This is a genomic window from Acidovorax sp. M14 (genome assembly GCF_049331375.1).
In the GTDB taxonomy this organism is placed as follows: Bacteria; Pseudomonadota; Gammaproteobacteria; order Burkholderiales; family Burkholderiaceae_C; genus Acidovorax.
The window spans coordinates 3477723-3503453 of record NZ_CP186263.1 but is presented as its reverse complement, the minus strand read 5'-3'; the positions used below and the strand labels follow the sequence as shown (position 1 = coordinate 3503453).

Below are 25731 nucleotides of genomic sequence, written 5' to 3'. Positions count from 1 at the left end.
GACTTACAGCGGCCGCCGTTTTTGTGGGTTGATCAGTACAGGCCGAACAGCTTGGCGCCCAGCACCAGGGCCAGCCCGATGCTGATGACCAGAACGGTCAGTGCGGAGCTTTTGCCAAATTGCTTGTTTACGGCGCTGTGGCTCACGTCCATCCACAGGTGGCGCAGGCCGGCCGTGAAGTGGTGCAGGTAGGCCCAGATCAGCGCCAGAGCGACCAGCTTGATGAACCAGCCGGGCACAAAGCCGATGCCGATGTTGAAGGCCGCCGAGAATTTGGCGAACGAGATTTCGGAAGACACCGAGGTGTCGAACATCCAGATGATGAAAGGCAGCAGCAGGAACATGATCAGTCCGCTGGCGCGGTGCAAGATCGAAACCCACGCGGCAGGCGTCATGCGGTAGGTCGTCAAGTCCTTGAAGGCATTGATGTTGCGGAATTCAGGCCGTTTTTTGGCTAGTTCTGTCATTTCTGGTGCTTTCGTGGATGTAACTGCTTTGTAATTTGAAGATGCAAAGAACACAAAATTCTATTGCAACGCAACACAAGGGTTTAGCCGGGCTTGAAATTTTCGACGTTAATGCTCGGGTGCCAGCCTGCTGTCAGCTCAATTCATTACGGTAGTGGTGGGTATCGGTGCGATACAGCCCCCGGCGTAACTCCATGGGAACATCGTTATAGGTGTAAGCAATGCGCTCGACGCTCAGCAGCGGCGTGACGGGGGTGATTTGCAGCAACTGGGCCTGTTCTTCGTCGGGCAGCACGGCGCGGATTTTCTCTTCGGCCCGCACCATGCGCACGCCAAAGTCGAGTTCAAACATTGCGTAAGTCGGCCCTTGGTAATTGGCAAGCTGTTCTGCTGTGAGGCCCTTGAAGGCCTGGCCGGGCAGCCAGATGTCTTCCAGAATGGTGGGCACTCCCGCGAAAGACAGAATGCGCCGGGCCTGCATGACGGCATCGCCACTGCGCAAGGCCAGAGCACGGGCCACATCGGCGTTGGCGCGCACACGGCGGCAATCGATCACGCGGCGCTGCGCAGGGCCCTCCACGCGGGCATCTCCGGTGTCGGGAAGCAGCTTCAGAAAGCGGTACTGCACATGTTGCTCGGCGTGGGTGGCCACAAAAGTGCCTTTGCCCTGCCGGCGCATCACCAGGTTTTCGGCGGCCAGTTCGTCAATGGCCTTGCGCACCGTGCCCTGGCTGACGCGAAAGCGCGCGGCCAGCTCCATTTCGCTTGGGATGGCCTCGCCAGGCTTCCATTCACCCTGTTGCAGGCTCTGCAGGATCAGCCCCTTGATCTGCTGGTACAGCGGGCTGAACGCTGGCGTGGCGACGCCCGCAGCGCCTTGCGGAGCGGCGGGGTTGTCGGCTGCGAACGGAAGCGATGACATGGTGTGGGTGTGTAGGTTGTGCGTGTGCTGTGGTGCGGCAGTGCGGTTGCCCCATGACAATCGGACGACAAACGGGTTGCAATCATATCTTATATAAGACATAAGACAAATTGACCGAGGTGTCCAAACAGGGGTAAACTCCAATGCTGTTTTGCGGGGCACGGGCTACTGGTGACAGGCGCTGGTGCTTGCGTTGCACTCACACCTGTTTTCCTCACTTCCTGGAGTTTTCACCATGAGCAAGAAGCCCGTTCGCGTCGCTGTCACCGGCGCCGCCGGTCAAATCGGTTACGCCCTGCTGTTCCGTATCGCCTCCGGCGAAATGCTGGGCAAGGACCAGCCGGTCATCCTGCAATTGCTCGAAGTGCCTGTCGAAGGTCCTCAAAAAGCGCTCAAGGGCGTGATGATGGAACTGGACGACTGCGCCTTCCCGCTGCTCGTCGAAATGACCGCCCACAGCGACCCCATGACCGCGTTCAAGGACGCTGACTACGCACTGCTGGTCGGTTCGCGCCCCCGTGGCCCCGGCATGGAGCGTGCCGAGCTGCTGGCTGTCAACGGCGCCATCTTCACGGCACAGGGCAAGGCCCTGAACGCAGTGGCATCGCGTGACGTGAAGGTGCTGGTGGTGGGCAACCCTGCCAACACCAATGCCTACATCGCCATGAAGTCGGCCCCTGACCTGCCACGCAAGAACTTCACCGCCATGCTGCGCCTGGACCACAACCGTGCTGCCAGCCAGATCGCTGCCAAGACCGGCAAGGCCGTGGCTGACATCGAGAAGCTGACCGTGTGGGGCAACCACTCGCCCACGATGTACGCCGACTACCGCTTTGCCACCATCAAGGGCGAAAGCGTGGCCAAGATGATCAACGACCAGGAATGGAACGCCAACACGTTCCTGCCCACCGTGGGCAAGCGTGGCGCAGCCATCATCGAAGCCCGTGGCCTGTCGTCGGCGGCGTCTGCAGCCAATGCCGCCATCGACCACATGCGCGACTGGGCCCTGGGCACCAACGGCAAGTGGGTCACCATGGGTGTTCCATCCAATGGCGAATACGGCATTCCCAAGGACGTGATGTTCGGCTTCCCCGTGACTTGCGAAAACGGCGAGTACAAGATCGTTGAAGGTCTGGACATCGACGCGTTCTCGCAAGAGCGCATCAACATCACGCTGGCCGAACTGCAAGGCGAGCAAGACGGCGTCAAGCACCTGCTGTAAACAAGCTGGTGAACGACGCAATGCAGCCGACGCCTGTGGCATCGGGCCTTCGGGCCGCCCAAGCCCCCGCACCGGGGCAGGGCGCTGCGTCTGTCCATCCGCGTGATGTATTGCTCGGCGCCCAGGCGCAGACCGGTTTTCTTCCGGTTTGCGACCACTACAGCGGCGTCGAAGCGCGCATGCGCAAGAGCCTGCAATTGCAGGCCGAGATGGCGCAGGAGTTTGGCACCTGCGTCTTTGATGTCACCCTCGATTGCGAAGACGGGGCCCCTGTCGGGCTGGAGTCCGCGCATGCAGCGTTGGTGGCAAGCCTGGCACTGAATGCAGCCCCGGGCGCACGGGTTGCGGCCCGCGTTCATGCGGTAGACCACCCTGCATTTGCCAACGACGTCGCCACCATTGCAGGCGAGGCGGGGCACAGGCTGTGCCACATCATGATTCCCAAGGTCGAGTCGGTAGACGATGTTCTGCTGGCTGAACGTGCGCTGGAGCGCGCGTCGGCGGCCCATGTGCCTTTGCACGTGTTGATCGAGTCTCCCGCTGCCGTGCAGCGTGCGTTTGAAATCGCGGCCCACCCCCGCGTGCAGAGCCTGAGTTTCGGGCTCATGGATTTTGTGTCGGCCCATGGCGGCGCCATTCCCGCGCAGGCCATGACCTCTGCCGGGCAGTTCACGCACCCGCTGGTGGTGCGAGCCAAGCTCGAAATCGCCTCGGCCTGCCACGCGCATGGCAAGGTGCCGTCCCATTGTGTGGTCACCGAGTTTTCGGACATGGCGGCCCTGCAAGGTGCTGTCGGCCGCGCATCGCGCGAGCTGGGCTACACCCGGATGTGGAGCATCCATCCGGCGCAGATCCGCACCATCCTGCAGGCCTTTGCCCCCCAGCAGGACGATATCGACACCGCATCCCGGATCATTGCGGCGGCAGCGTTGGCTGACTGGGCCCCTATCAGTGTGGATGGGGTATTGCACGACCGGGCCAGCTACCGCTTCTATTGGCAAATTTTGGAGCGCGCCCACCGTACCGGGCGCGCGCTACCCTTGGCGGTGCGTCAATGGTTTGACACATCCGCTTTCGTTCCATCGTGAACACCCCTGGACATTTCCACGCAGGACATCCTATGAAATTCGTCATTGCCTCCGCCCTCATGCTGCTGGCCCCGGCCTTCGCCCTGGCGCAAACAACTGCCCAGCCAGCGGCCAAGTCCGACACCAAGGCTGCCGCCAAACCCGCAGCCAAGCCAGCCGCCAAGACGGCTGCCAAGCCTGCAGAGGGCAAGACCGCGGCCAAGGCTCCTGCCAAGAGCCATGCCAAGGCCGAACCCACCAGCAGCCGCACCCAGCTGAAGAGCGCCACCAACCAGGTGGCGGCCGGCATCATTGCTGCCGAAGCAGCCCTGTCGCCCGCCGAACTGGCGATTGCCGAGCGCGTCCATGTGGGGCGCATGCCCTGCGAACTGGGCGCTTTTGTCACGGTGACCGCAGACCCCGCAACCCCCGGCCACTTCCACGTGGAAGGCAAGGGTTTCAAGTACTACATGTCGCCGGTGGCCACGACCACAGGCACGGTGCGTCTGGAGGACGCCAAGGGCGGCGCCGTGTGGCTGCAGATCGCCAACAAGTCCATGCTGATGAACCAGCGCGCGGGTCAGCGCTTGGCTGACGAGTGCATGAGTCCCGAGCAGGTCGTAGTGGCTGAAGCCATCAAGAAGAACCCACCCGTGAGCGTGCTGGACCCGCTGCCCGCTGCCAAATAAAAAGATCGCGCGCACCTCTCAACGACCGGTGTGTGCCGAGCCCGCCGCCACACCCTACGCCCCACTTTAGAACGCAACTGGAGAAAATAATGTTGAAAGCCTACCGAGACCATGCTGCCGAACGCGCTGCACTGGGTATCCCGCCCCTGCCCCTGGACGCAAAGCAGGTGGCTGAACTGATCGAACTGATTAAGAACCCACCCGCCGGTGAAGAGGCCTTCCTGCTGGATCTGCTGACCCATCGCGTGCCACCGGGTGTGGACGACGCTGCCAAGGTCAAGGCCAGCTTTCTGGCGGCCGTGGCGCATGGCGACATCAAGGTGGGCCTGATCTCCAAGGCCAAGGCCACGGAACTGCTGGGCACCATGGTGGGCGGCTACAACGTGCACCCGCTGATCGAATTGCTCGACGATGCCGAAGTGGCCGGCGTGGCCGCAGAAGGCCTGAAGAAGACCCTGTTGATGTTCGACTTCTTCAATGACGTCGCCGCCAAGGCCAAGGCGGGCAACGCCAAGGCGCAGGAAGTCATCAAGAGCTGGGCCGATGCCGAGTGGTTCACCACCCGTCCTGAAGTCGAAAAGAAGATCACGGTCACCGTGTTCAAGGTGCCTGGCGAAACCAACACCGACGACCTGTCGCCCGCGCCGGATGCCTGGAGCCGCCCCGACATCCCGCTGCACTACCTCGCTATGCTGAAGAACACCCGCCCCGATGCGGCGTTCAAGCCCGAGGAAGATGGCAAGCGCGGTCCGATGCAGTTCATCGAAGACCTCAAGAAGAAGGGCAACCTCGTGGCCTACGTGGGCGACGTGGTGGGCACCGGCTCCAGCCGCAAGTCGGCCACCAACAGCGTGATCTGGGCCACTGGCCAGGACATCCCGTTCGTGCCGAACAAGCGTTTTGGCGGTGTGACCCTGGGCGGCAAGATCGCTCCCATCTTCTTCAACACGCAAGAAGACTCGGGCTCGCTGCCGATTGAAGTCGATGTGTCCAAGCTCGAAATGGGCGACGTGGTCGACATCCTGCCCTACGACGGCAAGATCGTGAAGAACGGCGCCACCGTGGCCGAGTTCAAGCTCAAGAGCGATGTGCTGTTTGACGAAGTGCGGGCGGGCGGCCGTATCAACCTCATCATCGGCCGTTCGCTCACGGCCAAGGCCCGCGAGTTCCTGGGCCTGCCAGCCTCCACGCTGTTCCGCCTGCCCCAGGCACCTGCCGCTTCGAAGGCCGGCTTCACCCTCGCTCAGAAGATGGTGGGCCGCGCCGTGGGTCTGCCAGAAGGCCAGGGCGTGCGCCCCGGTACCTACTGCGAACCCAAGATGACGACCGTGGGCTCGCAAGACACCACCGGTCCGATGACCCGCGACGAGCTGAAAGACCTGGCCTGCCTGGGCTTCTCGGCCGATCTGGTCATGCAGTCGTTCTGCCACACGGCGGCCTACCCCAAGCCCGTGGACGTGAAGACCCACCGCGAACTGCCCGCGTTCATCAGCAACCGTGGTGGTGTGGCCCTGCGTCCTGGCGACGGCGTGATCCACAGCTGGCTCAACCGCCTGCTGCTGCCTGACACCGTGGGTACGGGCGGCGACTCGCACACGCGTTTCCCCATCGGTATTTCTTTCCCCGCAGGCTCTGGCCTGGTGGCCTTCGGCGCCGCTACGGGCGTGATGCCTCTGGACATGCCCGAGTCGGTGCTGGTGCGTTTCAAGGGCGAAATGCAGCCGGGCGTGACGCTGCGCGACCTGGTGCATGCCATTCCTCTGTATGCGATCAAGGCCGGTCTGCTGACGGTGGCCAAGGCGGGCAAGAAGAACATCTTCTCGGGCCGCATCCTCGAAATCGAAGGCCTGCCCAACCTGAAGGTTGAACAAGCGTTTGAATTGTCCGACGCCTCTGCAGAACGCTCTGCCGCTGGTTGCACCATCAAGCTCAACCCCGAGCCGGTCAAGGAATACCTGACCAGCAACGTGGTGCTGATGAAGAACATGATCGCCGACGGTTACGCAGACGCCCGCACGCTGCAGCGCCGCATCGAGAAGGTCGAGGCCTGGCTGGCCAACCCCAACCTGCTCGAAGCTGACAAGGATGCGGAATACGCCGCCGTCATCGAGATCGATCTGGCCGACATCAAGGAACCCATCCTCTGCTGCCCCAACGATCCGGACGACGCCAAAACCCTGTCGGAAGTGGCTGGCACCAAGATCGATGAAGCCTTCATCGGCTCTTGCATGACCAACATCGGCCACTTCCGCGCAGCCGCCAAGCTGCTCGGCGGTAGCCGTGACATCCCCGTCAAGCTGTGGGTGGCACCGCCCACCAAGATGGACGAGAGCGAACTGATCAAGGAAGGCCATTACGCCAACTTTGGTGCCGCCGGTGCTCGCACTGAAATGCCCGGCTGCTCGCTGTGCATGGGCAACCAGGCGCAGGTGCGCGAAGGCGCTACGGTGGTGTCCACCTCCACCCGCAACTTCCCCAACCGCCTGGGCAAGAACACCAACGTGTTCCTGGCCTCCGCCGAGCTGGCCGCCATCGCTTCCAAGCTGGGCAAGATCCCCACAGTGGCCGAATACCACGAAGCCATGGGCATCGTGAACAAGGACGGCGCGTCGATCTACAAGTACCTGAACTTCGACCAGATCGAAGAGTACGCAGAAACCGCCAAGGGCGTCACCGCCTGATCCTCGCGTTCTTTGCGCAACAGAAGCGGCCCTCAGGGGCCGCTTTTTTTTGGCCCGCCTTGGGTGTCACACAAACGTCATCCATTCGTCACTATGCTGGAGCCCATAACAAGACATCCACAACAACAATAAAAGGAGGGAGCCATGGGCAACACAATGGGACGAGGGGTTTTGCTGGTTTTCTGCGCCATCTTTGCGGTGGTGTTCGGTGCTGGCGGGTATTGGGCAGGTTTGCGCCCCTTGGCCGAAACGGCGCAGGCAGCCTGGACGGTGCGCTCATGGCAGCCTGTACCAGCCCAGGTGCTGGATGTGCAACTGAAGCAGCACGCGGGCAGCGAAGGGGGCACCGCCTACCAGGTGCTGGCCCGGTACCGCTACGCCGTGGCGGGCCAAACGTACGAAGCGCAGCGCGTGGGGCTGGACCCGAACTCCCGTGCTGACAATGTCGGCGACTGGCAGGCGCAATGGCACCGCACCCTGCGCCAAGCGCAGGAGCGGGGCGAATCCATCACCGCCTGGGTCAACCCACAAGCCCCGGCCCAAGCCCTGCTGGACCGCAGCATCCGCTGGCGGCTGCAAATTTTTCGGCTGCCGTTTGCCCTGGTGTTCACCGGCGTCGGGGTGACTGCTGCATGGATGTTTCTGCGCATCTTAAGGCGCCCCCAGGACGATGTGCCCGACCTGGAGCCAACGCATTCCCTGGCCAAGGGGCAGGGGGCGTTGTGGTTCTTCGCGTTGTTCTGGTGTGGCATCGCTTTCCCCATGGCCGCCTTGTTCTGGTCGGACGGCAAAGGGCCCTGGTGGGTCAAGGGCTTCATGGGCGTCTTTGTGGTGATCGGCGTGGGCTTGGTCGCTGCTGCTTGGCAGAACAGCCGCAAGGCCTGGCGCTACCACGGGGTTGGTATGACGGCCCTGCCATCGCGGCCCACGGCGGGGCGTTCTGTCGAAATCACGCTGGTGCTGCCTGCGCGGGCTGTGCAGCAAGCTGGGGCTGAAAACATGCGCCTGCAAGTGGCGCAATACCGTGTGGACGAATCCAGCTCCGGCTCGCCCGAGCGCCAGGTGGAGGTGCTGCAGGCCACGGCTCGGCGCCAGCCGACGGGCGAGGGCGGCATGCGACTGGTAGCGCGTTTTGACCTGCCTGATGACGCCCCCACCCACAGTGCGCGGCGCGGTGGCGAGCGGGTGGACTGGCGGCTGGAACTGGTGCGTGCTGATGGTGCGCTGGAGCTGGCGTATGACTTGGCGGTCGAGGCCTCCACCCCGTCCTGGGCGGAGGCTGCTTCGGTGCCAGACCGCTTTGATCGGCGGGCACAGTGGGTGCAGGAAGTCCCCATCGAGCCACCCGGCTTAGGGCGCGATGCCGCCTCTCCGCCGTTGGATTCTCCGGGCATAGGTAAGTCCGCTGAATCCCCAGGCTTTATTCCCCCTGGCGTGCGTTTGACCGAGACACCAGACGCCTGGTCCCTCGCGTTCAAGCAGACCGCTTGGCGCTGGTCCGCGGCGGTGGCCCTGGCTTTGCTGGCGCTGGAGTGGTGGGTGAACGACCGCATCCAGCCGGGCGCCCTGGTGCTGCCGAGCGGCTTTTGGGGTTGGTTGGCTCTATTGGTGCTGCCCGCCTGGGCCTTGCATGTCGCCACCCGGCGGTGGACGCTGCGGGTGCAGGACAATGGCCTGGTCGTGCGTCGCGGCTCTTGGGTTTGGTCTCGCGTGGCAACGTTGCCAGGCGAATCCAGCCAGTCGCTGGTGCACAAGCTGCAGTTCACGGCGGGGACCCAGGCCTACCACGCGGTGCTGGGCAAGGATGCGTCAGGGCATTCGCAAACGCTGACACCCGGGCTGAGCGGCACAGCTGCCGCGCAGGCCGTGGGCCAGGCCGTGGCCCGTGCGTGGCTGGATAGGCGGGGACGCTTCACGCCAGGGGCGCAGCGGCCCCAGGTGGCTGCCCATTCACGCCCAGCCTGGGGTTGCTGGGCATGGCTCTTGGCCTTTGGCTTGCTCGTTTGGTGGGCCCATGGCGGGCGTGCGGTGTGGGGGGCAGGTCGCAGCGCAGTGCTGCAAGCCCCTGCGCCGGTTGCCTCATCGCGCATTTGGGCGCCTGCAGATGCCCGCCTCATGGACGCTCAGAATGCGGGCGATGCCACCGCACTGACTCAGGCCCTGCACGACGGCGCCAACCCCAACCTGCTGGCAGACACCGGCTCCTCCGTGCTGATGCTGGCCGCCCACCGAGGGCAGCTGGCGCATGTGGAGGCGCTGTTGCAGGCTGGGGCCCAGCCCGATTTGCGGCAGACCGCCAAAGACAGTGAGCGTGGTGACACGGCCCTGCTGCGGGCCTTTTATGGCGGCCATCTGGTGGTGGCGCAACGCCTGGTGCAGGCAGGTGCCAGCCTGCAAGCCCGCAACCGCTGGGACTGGGGCCCCGTGCACATGGCCGCGCAAAGCGGCTGCGTGCCGTGCCTGGATTGGCTCAAAGAGCAAGGGCAATCGCTGACCGAACCCGCCCCCGCCAGCCGGGGCGAGACCCCCGCCATGCTGGCCGCAGCCAAAGGACAGGTGGCCGTGCTGCGTTGGCTGGATGAACAGGGGGTGGATCTTTCGCAGAAAGACCCGCACGGAAAGAGCGCGTTGGATTGGGCTCGCTGGGGTGGGCAGCAGGCGGCTCAGGAATGGCTGGAGCAAAGGGCCCGGCCGCGCTAGCCAGAGGCTGGCGCCGGGTCTGCGCTCGGTGCGAAGGCTGATTGGCCGGTGTCTGCACTTTAGGCGGATGGCCGGCGGCATTGTTTGCCGCGGAACGATCATTGCGTGCGGCACTCAGAATTCGCAGAACCATTCCAACACGGCACCACGATGTTCAAGTCCTTCTTTTTCGCCCGCCGCTGGTGGGCCTGGTCACTCCTCGGTTCTGTCGTCATTCTTCTGGCCACCGCTTACCGTGTGCAGCTGGACGTGCAGATCAACGACTGGTTCGGCAGCTTTTACGACCTGATCCAAGAGGCTCTGGGCAAGCCCGGCAGCATTACCGCAGAGCAGTTCTGGGGGCAGCTTTCGACCTTTGCACGTATCGCCATGATCTATGTGACGACGGCGGTGCTGGTGGATTTTTTCAGCAAACACTACATCTTCCGCTGGCGCCAGGCGATGAATGAGCACTACATGGCGGCCTGGCCACGCCTGCGGCACATCGAGGGCGCGGCACAGCGTGTGCAGGAGGACACCATGCGTTTCGCCCGCACCATGGAGGACCTGGGCCTGAGCTTTATGCGCAGCCTCATGACGCTCGGGGCCTTTCTGCCGGTGCTGTGGACGCTGTCCGAAAAAGTCACTGCGCTGCCCCTCATCGGTGCCGTTCCGCATTCCCTGGTCTGGGTCGCTCTGGCCTGGTCTTTGGGGGGCACGCTGCTGCTGGCCTGCGTGGGCGTGAAGCTGCCAGGGCTGGAGTTTCACAATCAGCGGGTCGAGGCGGCGTACCGCAAGGAGCTGGTATTGGGCGAGGATGACCCGACCCGGGCTTCTCCCCCCACGGCGGCCGAGCTGTTCGCAGGCGTGCGCCGCAACTACTTCCGGCTGTTTTTCCATTACCTGTACTTCGATGTGGTGAAGTGGTCCTACCTGCAGGTGAGTGTGCTGGTGCCCCTGGTGGCGTTGGGCCCCACGCTGATCGCGGGGGTGATCACCCTGGGGGTGATGCAGCAGATTGCCCGGGCCTTTGACAAGGTGCTGGAGTCGTTCCAGTTTCTGGTGCTGAACTGGAGCACGGTGGTGGAGCAGATCTCGATCTACAAGCGCTTGCGCGCTTTCGAGCAGCAGATGCTCAAGGCAGAACCTGAGGCTGCCTGAGTGCGGTTCAGAAACCTACGGGGGCGCATGGTCATGGTGGACGCACAGACTGTGCTCCACCTGGATGGCCGAGTAACGACGCAGGAGAGGGCTGCTCCAAGGCCGCTGGCGCTAGCGCACCTGCTTCTTTTCAAGCTTGCGCGTGAGGGTGCGGCGGTGCATGCCCAGGCGCCGCGCGGCCTCCGACAGGTTGAAGCCCGTTTCTGCCAGCACCTCGTTGATGCGTTCCCATTCGAGCGTCTTGATGGAACTGGAGCGGTTGGTCAACTCCACCTCGGCATTGCCTTCCCTGAGGCCAAATGCCGCTTCGATGTCGTCCGTGTTGGAGGGCTTGGCGAGATAGTGGCAGGCGCCTAGCTTCACAGCTTCCACAGCGGTGGCAATGCTCGCAAAACCCGTGAGCACCACGATCAGCATATCTTCGTCCGCAGCGTGCAACGTCTGCACACAGGCCAGACCGGAGGCCTCACCCTTGAGCTTCAGGTCCACCACCGCATAGCCGGGCTGGTACTGCTCCAGCAACACCTCCACGTCGGCCAGGCTGGCTGCCTGCAACACGCTGTAGCCGCGCCGTTCAAACGAGCGGGCCAGCGTGCGCGCAAAGGCTTCGTCGTCTTCGACGATCAGCAGCTGTCGTTGCGCTTCTTCAGTGTCCACAGTGGGTTCTTTCGTTCATTCATACCTTCTGGGGCAGCGCAATCGAGGCCAGGGGCAATTCGATGGTCACCTGTGCGCCGCCTTCGGGCCGGTTGCGCGCCTCCACGCTGCCACCCAGGGTGCGGGCGACATTTAGCACCAGATACAGCCCCAACCCTCCGCCAGGGCGGTTCTTGGAGGACTGGTACGGCGTGCCTAGCTTGGACAACATGTCGGGTGCAAAGCCGGGGCCGGCATCGGTCACAGTCATGCACAAGGCATCTGCATTGCGCGTGACCGCCAATCTCACCCAGCCTGGCGAGGCGTCACGTGCATTGTCCAGTACATTGAAAACCATTTGCTTGAGGGTGGTGTCCGACACCATGGGCGTGTCGGTGCCGAAGTCGTTGTCGTAGTCAAACTGGGGGATCGTGCGGGTGCTGCGCCATTCCTCGGCCAGCGCATCTACGAACTTGCGCACGGTGGTCTGCACCGACGCCTCGCCGCGCGTTTCACCCGCCGACAGCAGGATGCCGCTCACGATGCTCTTGCACCGCTGTACCTGCGTCTGCATCTCGGCAATGTCTTCCTTGAGCGCTGCGTTGCTGGTCAGCCGCTTGTCGTGCTGCCAGTCGCCAAGGATCACCGCCAGGGTGGACAGGGGCGTACCCAGCTCGTGTGCGGCCCCCGACGCCAGCAGGCCCATGCGCACGATGTGCTCTTCTTCCACGCGGCGCCGGCGTGCGGCCGCTAGGCGGGCATCGCGCTCGCGCAGGTTGCGGTGGATGCGGGTGATGAACACCATCACCAGCGTGGCGTTGAGCACAAAGCACACCAGCAGCCCGAGCACATACAGGCTTGACAGGCCCTGGTGCAGGTCCTGCGGCAGGGCCAGCGGCAGGTGGTGGTCTGCCAGTGCCGCAAAGCACAGGACGGTGATGATCACGATGGACCAGATGTAGGCACCGCGCAGCAGCACGGCGCCCAGAGTGATCTGCAGCAGGTACAAAAACACGAAGGGGTTGCTGGTACCACCACTCAGGTACAGCTGCACCGTGAGCACTGCCACGTCAATCAGCAGCGCCAGAAACAGCTCCACATTGCGCACCGCGCGGCCCGTGCGCAGGCGCAGCAGGCTCACCACGTTGAAGACTGCCAGGCAGCCGACGACGAGCAGCATCTCCTGCAGCGGCAGCTTCAAGCCCAGGCTGTAGTGCGCCATCTCGATGGTGAACACCTGGCCCACCACCGCAATCCAACGCAGCTCAATCAGTTGCTGCAGGTTCTTGATACCGGCGGCTGCGTCAGCGGAGCGTGCGTTGCGCGGCGCAGTGGCCAGCGCAGGGTCAGGGCGTGGTGGGTGGGTGTTCATCGTGGGTCGGGAGGCGGCTGGCAGCCCGTGCGCCCATGCGGCGCTCATAGCGTGCCACATACCAGCCGGCAACGACAACCATGAGCGCAAGACCATACCAGGTCAGGGCGTACACCAGGTGGCTGTTGTGAAACCGGATGACGGTCAGGCCAGCGCGGGGCCAGCCAGAGGCGGCTGAAGGAGCCGCTGCGGTACCGGGTAGCCCGGCATCCACAAAAAACGGAGCCGCCCGGGGCAGACCCAGCGCGCTGCTGATGGCGGCCACATCGCGCGAGTACCAGCGCTGCTGTGCCGGATCGTTGGTGCGCAGAAAGCCACCGCCGGGCTCGGTCATCCGCAACAGCCCCTGGACGGTGGCTGTTCCATCAGCGGAGGGGGTGGCCTCCAGCCATTGGGCGCGTTGCTCCTGGGGCACAAAGCCCCGGTTCACCAGCACCTGGGTGCCGTCGTCCTGTTGCAGAGCCGTCATCACCCAGAACCCCGCGCCCAGCTCGGTGACGGCCTGGGCCACCACCGTCTTGCCGGGCAGCCAGCGGCCCTTAAAGACCACCGGCAGGTACTCGTGCTGTGCGGCACTGATGCCCGGCCATTGGTCTACCGGTGGCAGAGCGACCGGTGCGGCGTGTACCCGTTGGTCCACCCTTTCGATGAGGTCCAGCTTCCAGGTGCGGCGCTGGACCTGCCAGGTGCCCAGCGACACAAAGCCCAGGAACAAAGCCATGCCCAGCACCAGCAGGACTGCGCGGCGCAAGCCCCGGCGCGGCACTGCCATGGTGGTGGGGGCTGTGTCCATCAGGGCGTGGAGTGTCCGGGCGCCTCGTGCGTGGGCGGTGTGGGCGTGGGGTGCTCCGGCATCATGTTGGCATTCATGTGGAACATCACCCACAAGGTGCCCGCAATGGCGATGGCCACGAACACCACCGTGAAGATAGTGGACAGCAGCGTCCAGCCGCCTTCGATCTTGCCGTTCATGTGCAGGAAGAACACCATGTGCACCAGGATCTGAATCACGGCGAAGCCGCCCAGCACCAGCACAGCCGTGTTGCGGTCTGCAATCACCTTGGCCATCACCAGCCAGAAGGGAATGGCCGTGAGGATGACGGACAGCACAAACCCCGTCATGTAGCCCGAAAAGGTGCTGTGGGGGCCTGCGTCGTGGTGGTGATCGTCATGCCCATGCGCATCGTGCGCACCGTTGGCGTGTGTTGCGTGTTGTGCGCTCATTTACAGCACCCCCATCAGGTACACAAAGGTGAAAACGCCGATCCAGACCACGTCCAAGAAGTGCCAGAACATGGACAGGCACATCAGGCGGCGGTTGTTTTCGGGGATCAGGCCATGCTTGCCGATCTGGACCATCAGCACCACCAGCCAGATCAGGCCGAAGGTGACGTGCAGGCCGTGGGTGCCCACCAGCGTGAAGAACGCCGACAGGAAGGCGCTGCGCTGTGGGCCTGCGCCCTCGTGCAGCAGGTGCGAGAACTCATACAGTTCCAGGCCCAGGAAGCACAGGCCAAACACGCCCGTGATGGCCAGCCACAACAGTGTGCCCTTCACATCGCCCAGCTGCTTGCGCAGCATGGCAAAACCGAAGGTGATGGACGACAGCAGCAGAAACGCGGTGTTGATGGCCACCAGGGTCAGGTCGAACAGTTGCGCGCCGGTGGGGCCTGCGGCATAGCTGCGGCCCAGCACGCCGTAGGTGGCGAACAGCGCTGCAAAGATGAGGCAGTCGCTCATCAAGTACAGCCAGAAACCCAGGGCCGTGCCGTTTTCAGGATGGGGCTCGTGCGCGAGGTGGTACTCGCGCGGGGCCAGGGCGCCTGCTGCGGCGCCAGCGTGGATGCGGATATCAGACATGGCGGGCCAGTTGGAGTGTGCGGGCTTCTTCGGTGGAGATCACTTCGGATGCCGGGATGTAGAAGTCACGCTTGTAGTTGAACGTGTGGATGATGGCGGCCAGAACGACAGCCGCAAACGAGACGGCCGCCAGCAGCCACATGTGCCAGATCAGCGCAAAGCCTAACACCAGCGACAGCCCCGAGATCACCACGCCAGCGCCGGTGTTGGCCGGCATGTGGATGGGCTGGAAGCCCGCCAGAGGACGCTTGTACCCGTGCTTCTTCATGTCCCACCAGGCGTCGATCTCGTGCACCACAGGGGTGAAGGCGAAGTTGTAGTTGGGCGGGGGCGACGAGGTGGCCCACTCCAGCGTGCGGCCGTCCCAGGGGTCGCCCGTCCAGTCGCGCAGCTGTTCGCGCTTGAGGAAGCTGACCACCAGCTGGATCAGGAAGCACCCAATGCCGGCGGCAATCATGGCCGCGCCGATGGCAGCGATCACGAACCAGATCTGCAGCGACTGGTCTTCGAAGTGGTTGGCACGGCGGGTGACACCCATCAGGCCCAGCACATACAGCGGCGTGAACGCCACCCAGAAGCCCACCAGCCACAGCCAGAAGGAGCGCACGCCCCAGGTGCGGTCCAGCTTGTAGCCAAACGCCTTGGGGAACCAGTAGTTGATGCCGGCAAACATGGCAAACACCACGCCGCCGATGATCACGTTGTGGAAGTGGGCGATCAGGAACAGACTGTTGTGCAGCACGAAGTCGGCCGGGGGCACGGCCAGCAGCACGCCCGTCATACCGCCGATGGCAAACGTCACCATAAAGGCCACGGTCCACATCATGGGCAGCTCGAAGCGGATGCGACCCTTGTACATGGTGAACAGCCAGTTGAAGATCTTCGCGCCCGTGGGGATCGAGATGATCATCGTCGTGATACCGAAGAAGGTGTTCACGCTGGCGCCCGAACCCATGGTGAAGAAGTGGTGCAGCCACACCAGGTACGACAGGATGGTGATACACACGGTGGCGTACACCATGGAGGTGTAGCCGAACAGGCGCTTCTTGCTGAACGTGGCGACCACTTCGGAGAACACGCCGAAGGCCGGCAGCACCAGGATGTAGACCTCAGGGTGGCCCCAGATCCAGATCAGGTTCACATAGAGCATGGGGTTGCCGCCCAGCTCGTTGGTGAAGAAGTTGGTGCCCACGTAGCGGTCCAGCGACATCAGCACCAGCGCAGCCGTCAGCACGGGGAAGGACGCCACGATCAGTGCATTGGTGCACAGGGCCGTCCAGGTAAACACGGGCATCTTCATCAGGCTCATGCCTGGCGCGCGCATCTTGATGATGGTCACGATCAGGTTGATGCCCGAGAGCGTCGTGCCCACCCCGGCGATCTGCAGCGCCCAGATGTAGTAGTCCAGACCGGTGCTCGGGCTCTGCGCCCCCAGGTTGGACAGCGCCAGCCAGCCGGACGTGGAGAACTCGCCCAGGAACAACGACACCATCACCAGCACGGCGCCCGCCGTGGTCATCCAGAAGCTGAAGTTGTTCAGGAACGGGAAGGACACGTCGCGCGCGCCGATCTGCAGCGGCACCAGGTAGTTCATCAGCCCGGTGACCAGCGGCATCGCCACGAAGAAGATCATGATCACGCCGTGGGCGGTGAAGATCTGGTCGTAGTGGTGCGGCGGCAGGTATCCCATGTTGTCGCCAAACGCCATGGCCTGCTGCAGGCGCATCATTACCGCGTCGGCAAAGCCGCGCAGCAGCATCACCAGGCCGAGGATCATGTACATGATGCCGATGCGTTTGTGGTCAATGCTGCAGATCCAGTCGCGCCACAGGGGGCCCCACAGGCGGAATTTGGTGATACCCGCCATGACGACGAGGCCGCCCAGGACCACGGCAATGAAGGTCCACAACACAATGGGCTCGTGCGCCATGGGCACGGCGTCCCAGCTCAGGCGGCCCAGCGCCCAGTGGGATGGAGAAAGGGTTTCGGAGGTCATAGGGAAGCTCATTGACGGATGCTGGCGCCGGATGCGGAGGCCGGTGCGTTGCGGGATTCGAGTGCGGCCACCACCTGGGCGGCGTTTTGCACGGTGCAGACGTCCTGGGGCAGGTTCAGCCCCATGGCGCGCACATAGGCGTCGCCGCCCTGGGCATCAATCGCCATCATGTGGTGCATGCACATCTTTCCGTCTTCGACGCAGCGGTTGAGCACCTTGTCGTAAAGGCCTTCTTCGACCGAGGCAAAGCGCTGCACCGGGTCGCGTTCGCTGGGCTTGACCAGGTTCAGGTAGGTGCCCTTGTCGAGCGGCTTGCCTTCGGTCTTGGCTTTTTGCACCCACTGGGCAAAGTCTTCATTGCTCAGGCCGTGGAACTTGAACGTCATGCCCGAAAAACCTGCGCCGCTGTAGTGCGACGACATGCCCTTGAACACGCCAGGCTTGTTGATCACCGCGTTCAGCTCGGTCTGCATGCCGGGCATGGCGTAGATCATGCCGGCCAGGTCGGGCACGTAAAACGCGTTCATGGTGGACGTGGCTGTCAGCTTGAACAGGATGGGGCGGTCCACCGGGGCGGCCACTTCATTGACGGTGGCGATGCCTTGCTCGGGGTAGAAGAACAGCCATTTCCAGTCCATGGCCACCACCTGCACTTCGAGCGGCTTCACATCGGCAGGCACGGCGCGCTGCGCGTCGATGCGGTCGAGAGGCCGGTAGGGGTCCAGCTTGTGGGTGCCGATCCAGGTGATGGCGCCCAGCGCAATGATGATCAGCAGCGGCACCGTCCAGATCACCAGCTCCAGCGTGGTGGAGTGGTGCCACTCGGGGTCGTACTCGGCCTCGGTGTTGCCCTGGCGGTATTTCCAGGCAAACAGCAGGGTGAGCGCGATCACGGGCACGATGATGATCAGCATCAGCAGCGTGGCGGTGATGACCATCTGGCCCTGCTGGGCAGCGACGTCACCGGCCGGGTTGAGCACGACAGCCTTGCTGCAGCCTGCCAGGCTGCCCAGCGCTGTCAGGGCGAGCAGCCAGGTGGGCCCACGAAGTTGGGGAAGTTTGAGCATGTGAAGAGCGCGATCAATGCGTTTCAGGGTAAACGCGGATAACGGGATGTGTGCGAATGTACTAGCGCTAGCTTTTTTGTCGATTGGACATTTTGTCCAAGGTCAAAAGCGCAGACTGTTTTTGCACCAAAGTGGTGCATTCGAGGGCTTTGAAGGACATTTCCTGCAGCCGGCATAGTGAAACCGCACTTGTGGCCCATAGAAGTTGCGTGTAGAACGGAACGGTCTGAGTTAGCTACACAACGTCAAGGAGCCATGTTCATGAGCAGCCCCGCCACTGCCACTTACCCTGCGGCCGGTTTTCACGAAAGCGCCGCCTCTCTCTCGCGGGCTGATACGCATGAGGACGTCACCCCCAGCGAAATCGCTGTGGGCGTGATCATCGGACGCTCGTCCGAGTATTTCGACTTCTTCGTTTTCGGGATCGCCTGCGTTCTTGTCTTCCCATCCTTCCTGTTTCCCTTTATGTCCCGCCTGGACGGTACGCTGATGGCCTTTGCGCTGCTGGCCGTTGCGTTCGTGGTGCGCCCGGTGGGTACCGCCATCTCCATGGCCATCCAGCGGCGCTGGGGGCGGGGCACCAAGCTGACCATTGCGCTGTTCATGCTGGGCGTCTGCACCGTGGGCATGGCGTTTTTGCCGGGCTACAAGGATGCGGGCACCGCCGCCATCGTGGCCTTGCTGATCCTGCGTGTGGGCCAAGGGCTCGCACTGGGCGGGTCGTGGGACGGCCTGCCGTCGCTGCTGGCCATGTCGGCCCCCAAGGAGCGCCGGGGCTGGTACGCCATGATCGGCCAGTTGGGCGCACCGCTGGGCTTTGTGCTGGCTGCTGGCCTGTTTGCCTACCTGTACAGCAGCCTCACGGTGCAGGAGTTTCTGGCCTGGGGCTGGCGCTATCCGTTTTTTGTGGCCTTTGCGGTGAACGTGGTGGCCCTGTTTGCGCGTCTGCGCCTGGTGGTGGGGCAGTCGTACTCTGAACTGCTGAAGGAGCGTGAGCTGCAGCCGGTGCCGGTGAGCCGCGTCATGCGCGACGAAGGCAGCAACGTGCTGCTGGGGGCTTTTGCTGCACTGGCCAGCTTTGCGCTGTTCCATCTGGTCACTGTGTTCCCGCTGTCGTGGATCACCCTGTACTCCGAGCAGCCCGTGACCCAGATCCTGGGCGTGCAGATCGTCGGCGCGTTCCTCGCGGCGGGCGCCATCATGGTGTCCGGCTGGCTGTCAGACCACCTGGGCCGCCGCAAGCTGCTGGGCGGCATGGCGGTGCTGATCGGCGTGTTCAGCTTCATGGCGCCTGTGCTGCTCAACACCGGCGAAGTGGGCAGCACCATGTTCCTGCTGCTGGGCTTTGTGCTGCTGGGCCTGTCGTACGGTCAGGCCTCGGGCACCGTGACGGCCAATTTCTCGCCCCAGTACCGCTACACCGGTGCGGCCCTGTCGGCCGACCTGGCCTGGATCATCGGCGCAGCGTTTGCGCCGCTGGTGGCTCTGTATCTGTCGTCGCAGTTCGGTCTGCTGGCGGTGACGGTGTACCTGCTGTCGGGCGTGGCCTGCACGCTGGGTGCGCTGAACCTGAATCGCCGCATGGAGCGACGCGACCGCTGATGGGTGAGATTGATTTGCTATTGAATGTATAGCTGCTAGCGCATATTCCACTAGCGCTACAGGCGTAAAAAGCCAAAAAAAGCGCCCGGTTCTGCCGGGCGCTTTGCTTTGGGGCCTCACAGGTCACGGCTCAGTCCAGCGTGCCAGTGCCAACTGCAACGGGGTTTCAGTCGCAGGCGGTGAGCGCGTAGCGCGTGGGCCTGGGCAGCGCATCGGCAGGGCCGGGGATCCGCCACGGAAGGGCAAGCCCGTTCAGGGCTGGGCGCCCCGCTCAGTCCTGGGGCCGGAAGCCAATGGTCAGGGACGGAGGCACACGCCCATCCACATCGCGCGGCAATGTTTCGGTCTTGTCCAGGGCCCGCAGCACCGCGTCGTCCCAGGCCTTGTTGCCGCTGGACTGCACCAGCCGCTTGCCCACAATGGTGCCGTCGGGTGACAGGCGTACCTCGACCTCGGCACGTGGGTTGCCCGAGATGGCGTCCGGGTACACGATGTTGGGCTTGACCTTGGCCGCGACCTTGCCGCCGTAGCTGCCCGAGGGGCCCGCGCTGCGCTGGGCCGTGCCGGTGGCGTTTTCGGCCCCGGTCGCACCGGCCAGGCCCTGCAAGCGGCGCATGTTGTCTTCGCGCATCTTAGCCAGCTGCTTTTCTTCCGCCTCTGCCTTGCGCTTGGCGGCCTCGTCGGCCTTGCGCTTGTCTTCGGCCAGCTTCTTCTGCTTTTCCTGCTCGGCCTTCTTCTGCTCGGCCAGCTGCTTTTCGCGCTGTTCCTTCTCTTTTTCGCGTTCCTTCTGTTGGCGCTCTTTCTTCTCGTGCTCCAGGCGTTCGCGGCGTTCTTCTTCCTTGCGCTCGCGCTCCCGCTTCTCGCGCAGCTCCTGCTGCTCGCGGGCCTTCTTTTCCTGTTCCAGGCGCTTCTTTTCGCGCTCGATGGCAATGTCTGCCTCGCGCGTGTCCGGCGGCTCTGCGGCCCGCACCGGCGGTGGCGGCGGGGCGGGCGGGGTGGCCTGCTGCACGGGAGGGGGTGGAGGAGGCGGTGGCGGCTCCACAGCGCGTGGCGCTGCTTGTGTGGGCACAGCGGCCCACAACTCAGCCTCTACGGCGGGCTGGTCGGCCGTGTTCTTCCAGTTCACGCCCCAGGTCAGCGCGCCGATCAGCACTGCGTGCACCAGCACCGCAAGCGTGATGGCGCGCAGGCGCGCCGGTGGGCGGGGCGGGGCAAACTGATCGCGGTCGGTGTGGGCGTGCATGGGCGTCTGAGCGGTGCCGGGCGGGTTCGGTTCAACCGCCTTGCTTGACCGACAGGCCGACGCGTTGCACGCCTGCCTTTTGCAGGGCGTCCATCGCCTTCACCACGGTTTCGTACTGCACGCCTTTATCGGCGCTGATGACCACGGCGCTCTCGGGCCCCTGGCCCTTTTGCCAGCGGCTGGCGGCATCGCCGATCTCGCGCTGGTTCAGGCTGCGCGTGGCCTCGGGGGTCTTGAACTGCAGCGTGCCGTCCTTGTTCACGATGACCTGGGCCACCACCTTGGGCATGTTCTTGCTCTTGCCCACACTGGGCACATCGACCACGCCGGGGGTGAGCATGGGCGCCGTCACCATGAAGATGATGAGCAGCACCAGCATGACGTCGATGAACGGGACCATGTTGATCTCGTTGATGGTGCGGCGGCCTCGGCCGCGGGATGCCATGGCGGGCATGGGGCGCCTCCCGGATCAGTGGCCCGAGGCCGTGTGGCCTGTGGACGCGGGCTGCGCGCCCAGGTTGCGCTGCAGGATGTTGGAGAACTCTTCGATGAAGGTCTCCTGGTGCGTGGCTACGCGGTCGATGTCGCGCGCAAAGCGGTTGTAGGCGATCACGGCCGGGATGGCCGAGAACAGGCCGATGGCGGTGGCGACCAAGGCCTCGGCAATGCCCGGGGCCACCGTGGCCAGCGTGACCTGTTCCATGCCTGCAAAGCCGGTGAAGGCGTGCATGATGCCCCACACGGTGCCGAACAGGCCCACGTATGGAGACACGGAGCCGACCGAGGCCAGAAAGGACAGGCTGGACTCGACCACATCCATCTCGCGCTGGAAGCTTGCGCGCATGGCGCGGCGCGCGCCGTCCAGCAAGGTGCCGGGGTCGGTGATGCGGCGTTCGCGCAGCTTTTGGTACTCACGCATGCCGCTGGCAAAAATTCGCTCCATGGGGCCGGCCTGCTTGGCGTTTTGGGCGGCCGCGGCGTACAGATCGTTCAGGCTGGTGCCCGACCAGAACTCGCGCTCGAAGTCCTCGTTCAGTGTCTTCACGCGCTTCAGGGCAAACAGCTTGCGGAAGATGGCGGCCCAGCTGGCCACCGACACGCCCAGCAGCAGCAGCATCACGAGTTGCACCACCCAGCTGGCGTGCAGCACCAGGGAGATGATGGACATGTTTTGGGAATTCATGGTGTGAGTTGTTCCAGGAGGGTGCTGGGAATTCTGGCGGGGCGCATTGTCGCTGCGTCCACCCATCCGATGCGGATGGTGCCTTCGGTCAACAAGGTCGGGGGCTGGTCGGTCATCTGCTCTGGTTTCAGGAGCGCCTGCTGCACTATTGTCAACGATGCGCGGCCACTGCTTTGCAGGGCGGCAGTAACAATCAGTTCATCGTCCAGCCGCGCGGGGCGGTGGTAGCGCAGCTGCGCGTCGGTTACGACAAACATGCCGCCGGTTTGTTCCCGCAAGCGTTGCTGGCCCACGCCCAGCGAGCGCAGCCATTCAGTGCGCGCGCGCTCGAAGAACTTGAGGTAGTTGGCGTAGAACACGATGCCGCCGGCATCGGTGTCCTCCCAGTAGATCCGGATCGGAAATTCAAACGCCATCGTGGGGTCGCTCGCCTTGGTCATCCGAGCAGCTTGCGCAGCCGCTCCACGGACTCCTGCAATTGCGCCATGGAGTTGGCTGTCGAGAAGCGGATGAACCGCTCGGGCTCGGCCGTGCCAAAGTCGCGCCCCGGTGTCACGGCGATGTGCGCGCGGCGCATCAGCTCAAACGCAAAGTCCCAGCTGCCGCTCACGCCCAGGCGCTGCGTGGCCTGCGTGCAGTCGACCCAGGCGTAGAAGGCGCCATCGGGCATCACGGGCACGCTCAGGCCCAGCGACTGCAGCGCGGGGATGAAGAAGTCGCGCCGCGCCTTGAACTCGGCGCGGCGGCGTTCGTATTCGGCAATGCTCTCGGCCTCGAAGCAGGCCAGCGCTGCATGCTGCGACACGGTGCTGGCGCAGATGAACAGATTCTGCGCCAAGCGCTCGACCACGGGCACCATCGCGTCGGGCACCACCATCCAGCCCAGGCGCCAGCCTGTCATGTTGAAGTATTTGCTGAAGCTGTTGATGCTGATGATGTTGTCGTCGATGGCGAGTGCGGTGTGGCCAAACTCTTCCTCGTACGACAGACCCAGGTAGATCTCATCGATCATCGTGATGCCGTCGTGCGACCGCACCACGTCGCGGATGCGGCGCAGCTCGTCGGGTGCAATCGAGGTGCCGGTGGGGTTGGACGGCGAGGCCAGCAGAACGCCGCGCGTTTTTTCATTCCACGCCGCACGCACCTTGTCGGCGCTCAGCTGGTAGCGCTCGGCCGCCGTGGTGGGCAGCAGCACGGCCTTGCCCTCGGCAGCACTCACAAAGTGGCGGTTGCAGGGGTAGCTGGGGTCGGGCATCAAAATTTCGTCGCCCGACTCGATGAGCGCCAGGCACGCCAACTGCAGCGCGGCCGATGCGCCCGCTGTGACCACGATGCGGCGCGCAGGCACGTTGACGCCAAAGCGGCTCTGGTACCAGCCGCTGATGCGCTCGCGCAGCGCATCGAGGCCCAGCGCGTTGGTGTACTGCGTGGCGCCGTTGTGCACGGCGCGGGCGGCGGCTTCCTGCACCAGGGGCGGGGCGGTGAAGTCGGGCTCGCCGATGTTCAAGAAGATCATCGGTTCGCGCGTGCCGGCCACCTCGCGGGCCAGGGCCTGCGCGGCCTTGGCGACCTCCATCACATAAAACGGTTCAATGCGCTCGGCGCGCGTGGAAAACTTCATGGAATGGCATCCTGCCCCGACCGGGCGCCTTGTGGACGTGGTGGCGTAAGGGCGTAGAAAGAAAAGAAACTAAGCCGCCCCGGTTCAATGGGCAGGGCGGCAGCGGGGCAGGGCAGGTTCAGGCAGCGCCCGCGCCTGCGGCCTTGTCGGCGGCCACTTCCACTGCGCGCAGCTTCGGGGCCAGGCCGTTGAGCACGGCGTTCACGTACTTGTGGCCGTCGGTGCCGCCGAACTCCTTGGCGAGTTCGATGCACTCGTTGAGCACCACGCGCCAGGGCACATCCAGGCAGTTCTGGAACTCGTACACGCCGATCCACATGGTGGCGTGTTCGATGGGCGAGATCTCGGCCATCTTGCGGTCCAGCAACGGGGTGATCAATGCGTCCATGCTGGCGGCATGCTCGATGCAGCCATGCAGCAGCGCGTCGTAGTGCGCCGAGTCGGCCTTGTGGAAGCCCGCCAGGTCGCGCGTGAACGCATCGATGGCAGTAGCGTCGTTGCCGCCCACCAGGTGCTGGTACAGCGCCTGCAGCGCAAATTCGCGCGCACGGCTGCGGTTGGACTTGGAGGCGGCCTTGCGGGTGCCCGTGCTTTTGAGGCCGGTGCGGGTTTGCTTGGGCGGACGTGCCGACGATGGCGTAGGGGTGTTTTCGCTCATGACAGTTCGTCCAGCAGGTTGGCCATTTCCACCGCCACGCGGGCTGCGTCCACGCCCTTTTCGGTCTGGCGGGCGATGGCCTGTTCCATGTTCTCGGTGGTGATGATGGCGTTGGCAATCGGGATCTGGTAGTCCAGCGACAGGCGCGTGACGCCCGCGCCGGATTCGTTGGCCACCAGCTCGAAGTGGTAGGTCTCGCCGCGGATGATGCAGCCCAGCGCGATCAGCGCGTCGTATTCATCGCTCTCGGCCATGGCCTGCAGGGCCACGGGCACTTCGAGTGCGCCGGGCACCAGCACATGCTTGATGTGCTTTTCTTGCACGCCCAGGGCCAGCAGCTCTGCGCGGCAGGCGGCGGCCAGGGTGTTGGTGATGCTCTCGTTGAAACGGGCCTGCACGATGCCGATGTGCAGCTTCTTGCCGTCCAGTTTGTCTGCGGTGCCTTTGTCTGCGCCAAACATAGTGATCCTGTTCCTGTCTTTATTCTTTGGGGATGAAGCCGGTGATTTCGAGGCCGTAGCCGGTCATGCTGGGCATGCGGCGCGGCTGGCCCATCAGGGCCATCTTGTGCACGCCGCATTCGCGCAGGATCTGCGCGCCCACGCCATAGGTGCGCAGGTCCATGCGGCCGCGCTCGGGCGCCTGGGCGGAGCGGGCGGTGCCTTCAAACTGCGCCAGCAGTTGCGCGGCGCTTTCGCCGCAGTTCAGCAGCACGGCCACGCCCTTGCCCTGTTTGGCCAGGTATTGCAGGCTGGTGTCCAGGCCCCACGAGTGCATGGAGCGGTTGACTTCGAGCGCATCGAACACCGACAGCGGCTCGTGCACCCGCACGGGCACCACGTCGTCGGCGCTCCACTGGCCCTTGACCAGCGCCAGGTGCACGGCCTGGCTGGGTTGGTCGCGGAAGGCGTGGGCAGTGAACTCGCCATAGGCCGTTTGCAGCGTGCGTGTGCCGACCTTTTCGACCAGCGACTCGTTGCGGCTGCGGTATTCGATGAGGTCGGCAATGGTGCCGATCTTGAGGCCGTGCTCGGCCGCAAACAGCTGCAGATCGGGCAGGCGGGCCATGGTGCCGTCGTCTTTCATGATCTCGCAGATCACCGAAGCGGGGCTGCAGCCCGCCATGGCGGCCAGGTCGCAACCGGCTTCGGTATGGCCGGCGCGCATCAGCACACCGCCGTCCACCGCTTGCAGCGGGAAGATGTGGCCGGGCTGCACCAGGTCGCTGGGCTGGCTGTTGCGGTCCACCGCCACCTGCACGGTGCGGGCACGGTCGGCGGCCGAGATACCGGTGGTCACGCCCTCGGCGGCTTCGATGGAGACGGTGAACGCGGTGCTGTACACCGTGCCGTTGCGCGCGGCCATGGGCGGCAGCTTGAGGAATTCGCAGCGCTCGCGGGTGAGCGTCAGGCAGATCAGGCCCCGGCCGAAGCGGGCCATGAAGTTGATGGCCTCGGGCGTCACGTGGTCGGCGGCCAGGACGAGGTCGCCTTCGTTTTCGCGGTCTTCTTCATCCACAAGGATGACGATGCGCCCGGCGCGCATCTCGGCCACGATGTCCTCGACGGGCGAGATCGGCACGGGGGTGAGGGGGGTGTTCATGGA

24 protein-coding genes are annotated in these 25731 nt (G+C 64.1%); 7 read left to right on the top strand and 17 right to left on the bottom strand.

Annotated features, from left to right (window positions below; all coding sequences use genetic code 11):
- Positions 1-32: 32 nt before the first annotated feature.
- Both sdhC and ACOYR4_RS16410 read right to left on the bottom strand, forming a co-directional pair.
- The gene (sdhC, locus tag ACOYR4_RS16415; protein WP_056064896.1) at positions 33-467 is read right to left on the bottom strand and encodes a succinate dehydrogenase, cytochrome b556 subunit; all 435 of its coding nucleotides are present in this window, start codon (positions 465-467) and stop codon (positions 33-35) included.
- 133 nt (positions 468-600) lie between these two features.
- A complete protein-coding gene (locus tag ACOYR4_RS16410) occupies positions 601-1389 on the bottom strand; it encodes a GntR family transcriptional regulator (RefSeq protein ID WP_015015053.1) in 789 nt (262 codons plus the stop codon).
- 235 nt (positions 1390-1624) lie between these two features.
- Between ACOYR4_RS16410 and ACOYR4_RS16405 the strand changes: the two genes are divergently transcribed.
- The 6 genes from ACOYR4_RS16405 to sbmA all read left to right on the top strand — a co-directional run bounded on the left by ACOYR4_RS16405 (position 1625) and on the right by sbmA (position 10888).
- Entirely contained in the window at positions 1625-2611 is a 987-nt protein-coding gene (locus tag ACOYR4_RS16405) for a malate dehydrogenase (RefSeq protein ID WP_015015052.1), read from the top strand.
- A 20-nt stretch (positions 2612-2631) separates the two neighbouring features.
- On the top strand, positions 2632-3699 hold the full coding sequence (locus tag ACOYR4_RS16400; RefSeq protein WP_422847331.1) for an HpcH/HpaI aldolase/citrate lyase family protein: 1068 nt from the start codon (positions 2632-2634) through the stop codon (positions 3697-3699).
- A 32-nt stretch (positions 3700-3731) separates the two neighbouring features.
- Positions 3732-4367, top strand: coding sequence for a hypothetical protein (locus ACOYR4_RS16395; RefSeq protein ID WP_015015050.1), 636 nt, complete (start codon positions 3732-3734; stop codon positions 4365-4367).
- Between the two features lie 89 nt (positions 4368-4456).
- Complete coding sequence (gene acnB / locus ACOYR4_RS16390) at positions 4457-7048, top strand: bifunctional aconitate hydratase 2/2-methylisocitrate dehydratase (protein WP_060984690.1); 2592 nt, start codon at positions 4457-4459, stop codon at positions 7046-7048.
- Between the two features lie 144 nt (positions 7049-7192).
- Positions 7193-9748, top strand: a complete 2556-nt coding sequence (locus ACOYR4_RS16385) for an ankyrin repeat domain-containing protein (protein ID WP_422847330.1) — start codon at positions 7193-7195, stop codon at positions 9746-9748.
- 150 nt (positions 9749-9898) lie between these two features.
- The gene (sbmA, locus tag ACOYR4_RS16380) at positions 9899-10888 is read left to right on the top strand and encodes a peptide antibiotic transporter SbmA (RefSeq protein WP_422847329.1); all 990 of its coding nucleotides are present in this window, start codon (positions 9899-9901) and stop codon (positions 10886-10888) included.
- Positions 10889-10999: 111 nt separating this feature from the next.
- Here the strand turns inward: sbmA and ACOYR4_RS16375 are convergent, their stop codons facing one another.
- Genes ACOYR4_RS16375 through cyoA form a run of 7 tightly spaced genes read right to left on the bottom strand, consistent with a single transcriptional unit; the run spans position 11000 to position 17819 of the window.
- A complete protein-coding gene (locus tag ACOYR4_RS16375; RefSeq protein ID WP_422847328.1) occupies positions 11000-11545 on the bottom strand; it encodes a response regulator transcription factor in 546 nt (181 codons plus the stop codon).
- A 19-nt stretch (positions 11546-11564) separates the two neighbouring features.
- Positions 11565-12896, bottom strand: coding sequence for an ATP-binding protein (locus ACOYR4_RS16370; protein WP_060984686.1), 1332 nt, complete (start codon positions 12894-12896; stop codon positions 11565-11567).
- Positions 12871-13689: an SURF1 family protein gene (locus ACOYR4_RS16365; protein WP_422847327.1), complete on the bottom strand. Its 819-nt coding sequence runs from the start codon at positions 13687-13689 to the stop codon at positions 12871-12873. The genes ACOYR4_RS16370 and ACOYR4_RS16365 overlap by 26 nt, the downstream gene beginning before the upstream one ends.
- On the bottom strand, positions 13689-14120 hold the full coding sequence (gene cyoD, locus ACOYR4_RS16360; RefSeq protein ID WP_295943103.1) for a cytochrome o ubiquinol oxidase subunit IV: 432 nt from the start codon (positions 14118-14120) through the stop codon (positions 13689-13691). The genes ACOYR4_RS16365 and cyoD overlap by 1 nt, the downstream gene beginning before the upstream one ends.
- Entirely contained in the window at positions 14121-14756 is a 636-nt protein-coding gene (gene cyoC, locus ACOYR4_RS16355) for a cytochrome o ubiquinol oxidase subunit III (protein WP_422847326.1), read from the bottom strand.
- Positions 14749-16752: a cytochrome o ubiquinol oxidase subunit I gene (gene cyoB / locus ACOYR4_RS16350; protein ID WP_422847325.1), complete on the bottom strand. Its 2004-nt coding sequence runs from the start codon at positions 16750-16752 to the stop codon at positions 14749-14751. The genes cyoC and cyoB overlap by 8 nt, the downstream gene beginning before the upstream one ends.
- 8 nt (positions 16753-16760) lie before the next feature.
- On the bottom strand, positions 16761-17819 hold the full coding sequence (cyoA, locus tag ACOYR4_RS16345) for a ubiquinol oxidase subunit II (protein ID WP_060984683.1): 1059 nt from the start codon (positions 17817-17819) through the stop codon (positions 16761-16763).
- A gap of 261 nt (positions 17820-18080) precedes the next feature.
- Here cyoA and ACOYR4_RS16340 point away from each other — a divergent pair, with 261 nt between their 5' ends.
- Positions 18081-19421, top strand: a complete 1341-nt coding sequence (locus ACOYR4_RS16340) for an MFS transporter (RefSeq protein ID WP_110961307.1) — start codon at positions 18081-18083, stop codon at positions 19419-19421.
- Positions 19422-19692: 271 nt separating this feature from the next.
- Here ACOYR4_RS16340 and tolA read toward each other — a convergent pair whose 3' ends face one another.
- From tolA to ribBA, 8 genes are all read right to left on the bottom strand, one after another.
- Positions 19693-20664, bottom strand: coding sequence for a cell envelope integrity protein TolA (tolA, locus tag ACOYR4_RS16335; protein WP_422847324.1), 972 nt, complete (start codon positions 20662-20664; stop codon positions 19693-19695).
- Positions 20665-20695: 31 nt separating this feature from the next.
- On the bottom strand, positions 20696-21118 hold the full coding sequence (locus tag ACOYR4_RS16330; protein ID WP_056064849.1) for an ExbD/TolR family protein: 423 nt from the start codon (positions 21116-21118) through the stop codon (positions 20696-20698).
- A 15-nt stretch (positions 21119-21133) separates the two neighbouring features.
- Positions 21134-21847 carry a protein TolQ gene (gene tolQ, locus ACOYR4_RS16325; protein ID WP_015015035.1) on the bottom strand — a complete coding sequence of 238 codons (714 nt, stop codon included), beginning with the start codon at positions 21845-21847 and terminating at the stop codon, positions 21134-21136.
- Positions 21844-22263, bottom strand: coding sequence for a tol-pal system-associated acyl-CoA thioesterase (gene ybgC / locus ACOYR4_RS16320; RefSeq protein WP_110961308.1), 420 nt, complete (start codon positions 22261-22263; stop codon positions 21844-21846). The genes tolQ and ybgC overlap by 4 nt, the downstream gene beginning before the upstream one ends.
- Positions 22264-22283: 20 nt before the next feature.
- Positions 22284-23468, bottom strand: a complete 1185-nt coding sequence (locus ACOYR4_RS16315) for a pyridoxal phosphate-dependent aminotransferase (protein WP_422847323.1) — start codon at positions 23466-23468, stop codon at positions 22284-22286.
- Between the two features lie 118 nt (positions 23469-23586).
- Positions 23587-24126 carry a transcription antitermination factor NusB gene (gene nusB / locus ACOYR4_RS16310; protein ID WP_422847322.1) on the bottom strand — a complete coding sequence of 180 codons (540 nt, stop codon included), beginning with the start codon at positions 24124-24126 and terminating at the stop codon, positions 23587-23589.
- Positions 24123-24587 carry a 6,7-dimethyl-8-ribityllumazine synthase gene (gene ribH / locus ACOYR4_RS16305; RefSeq protein ID WP_015015031.1) on the bottom strand — a complete coding sequence of 155 codons (465 nt, stop codon included), beginning with the start codon at positions 24585-24587 and terminating at the stop codon, positions 24123-24125. Before ribH ends, nusB begins: the two co-directional genes overlap by 4 nt.
- A gap of 19 nt (positions 24588-24606) precedes the next feature.
- The gene (gene ribBA, locus ACOYR4_RS16300) at positions 24607-25728 is read right to left on the bottom strand and encodes a bifunctional 3,4-dihydroxy-2-butanone-4-phosphate synthase/GTP cyclohydrolase II (RefSeq protein ID WP_110961003.1); all 1122 of its coding nucleotides are present in this window, start codon (positions 25726-25728) and stop codon (positions 24607-24609) included.
- Positions 25729-25731 lie beyond the last annotated feature (3 nt).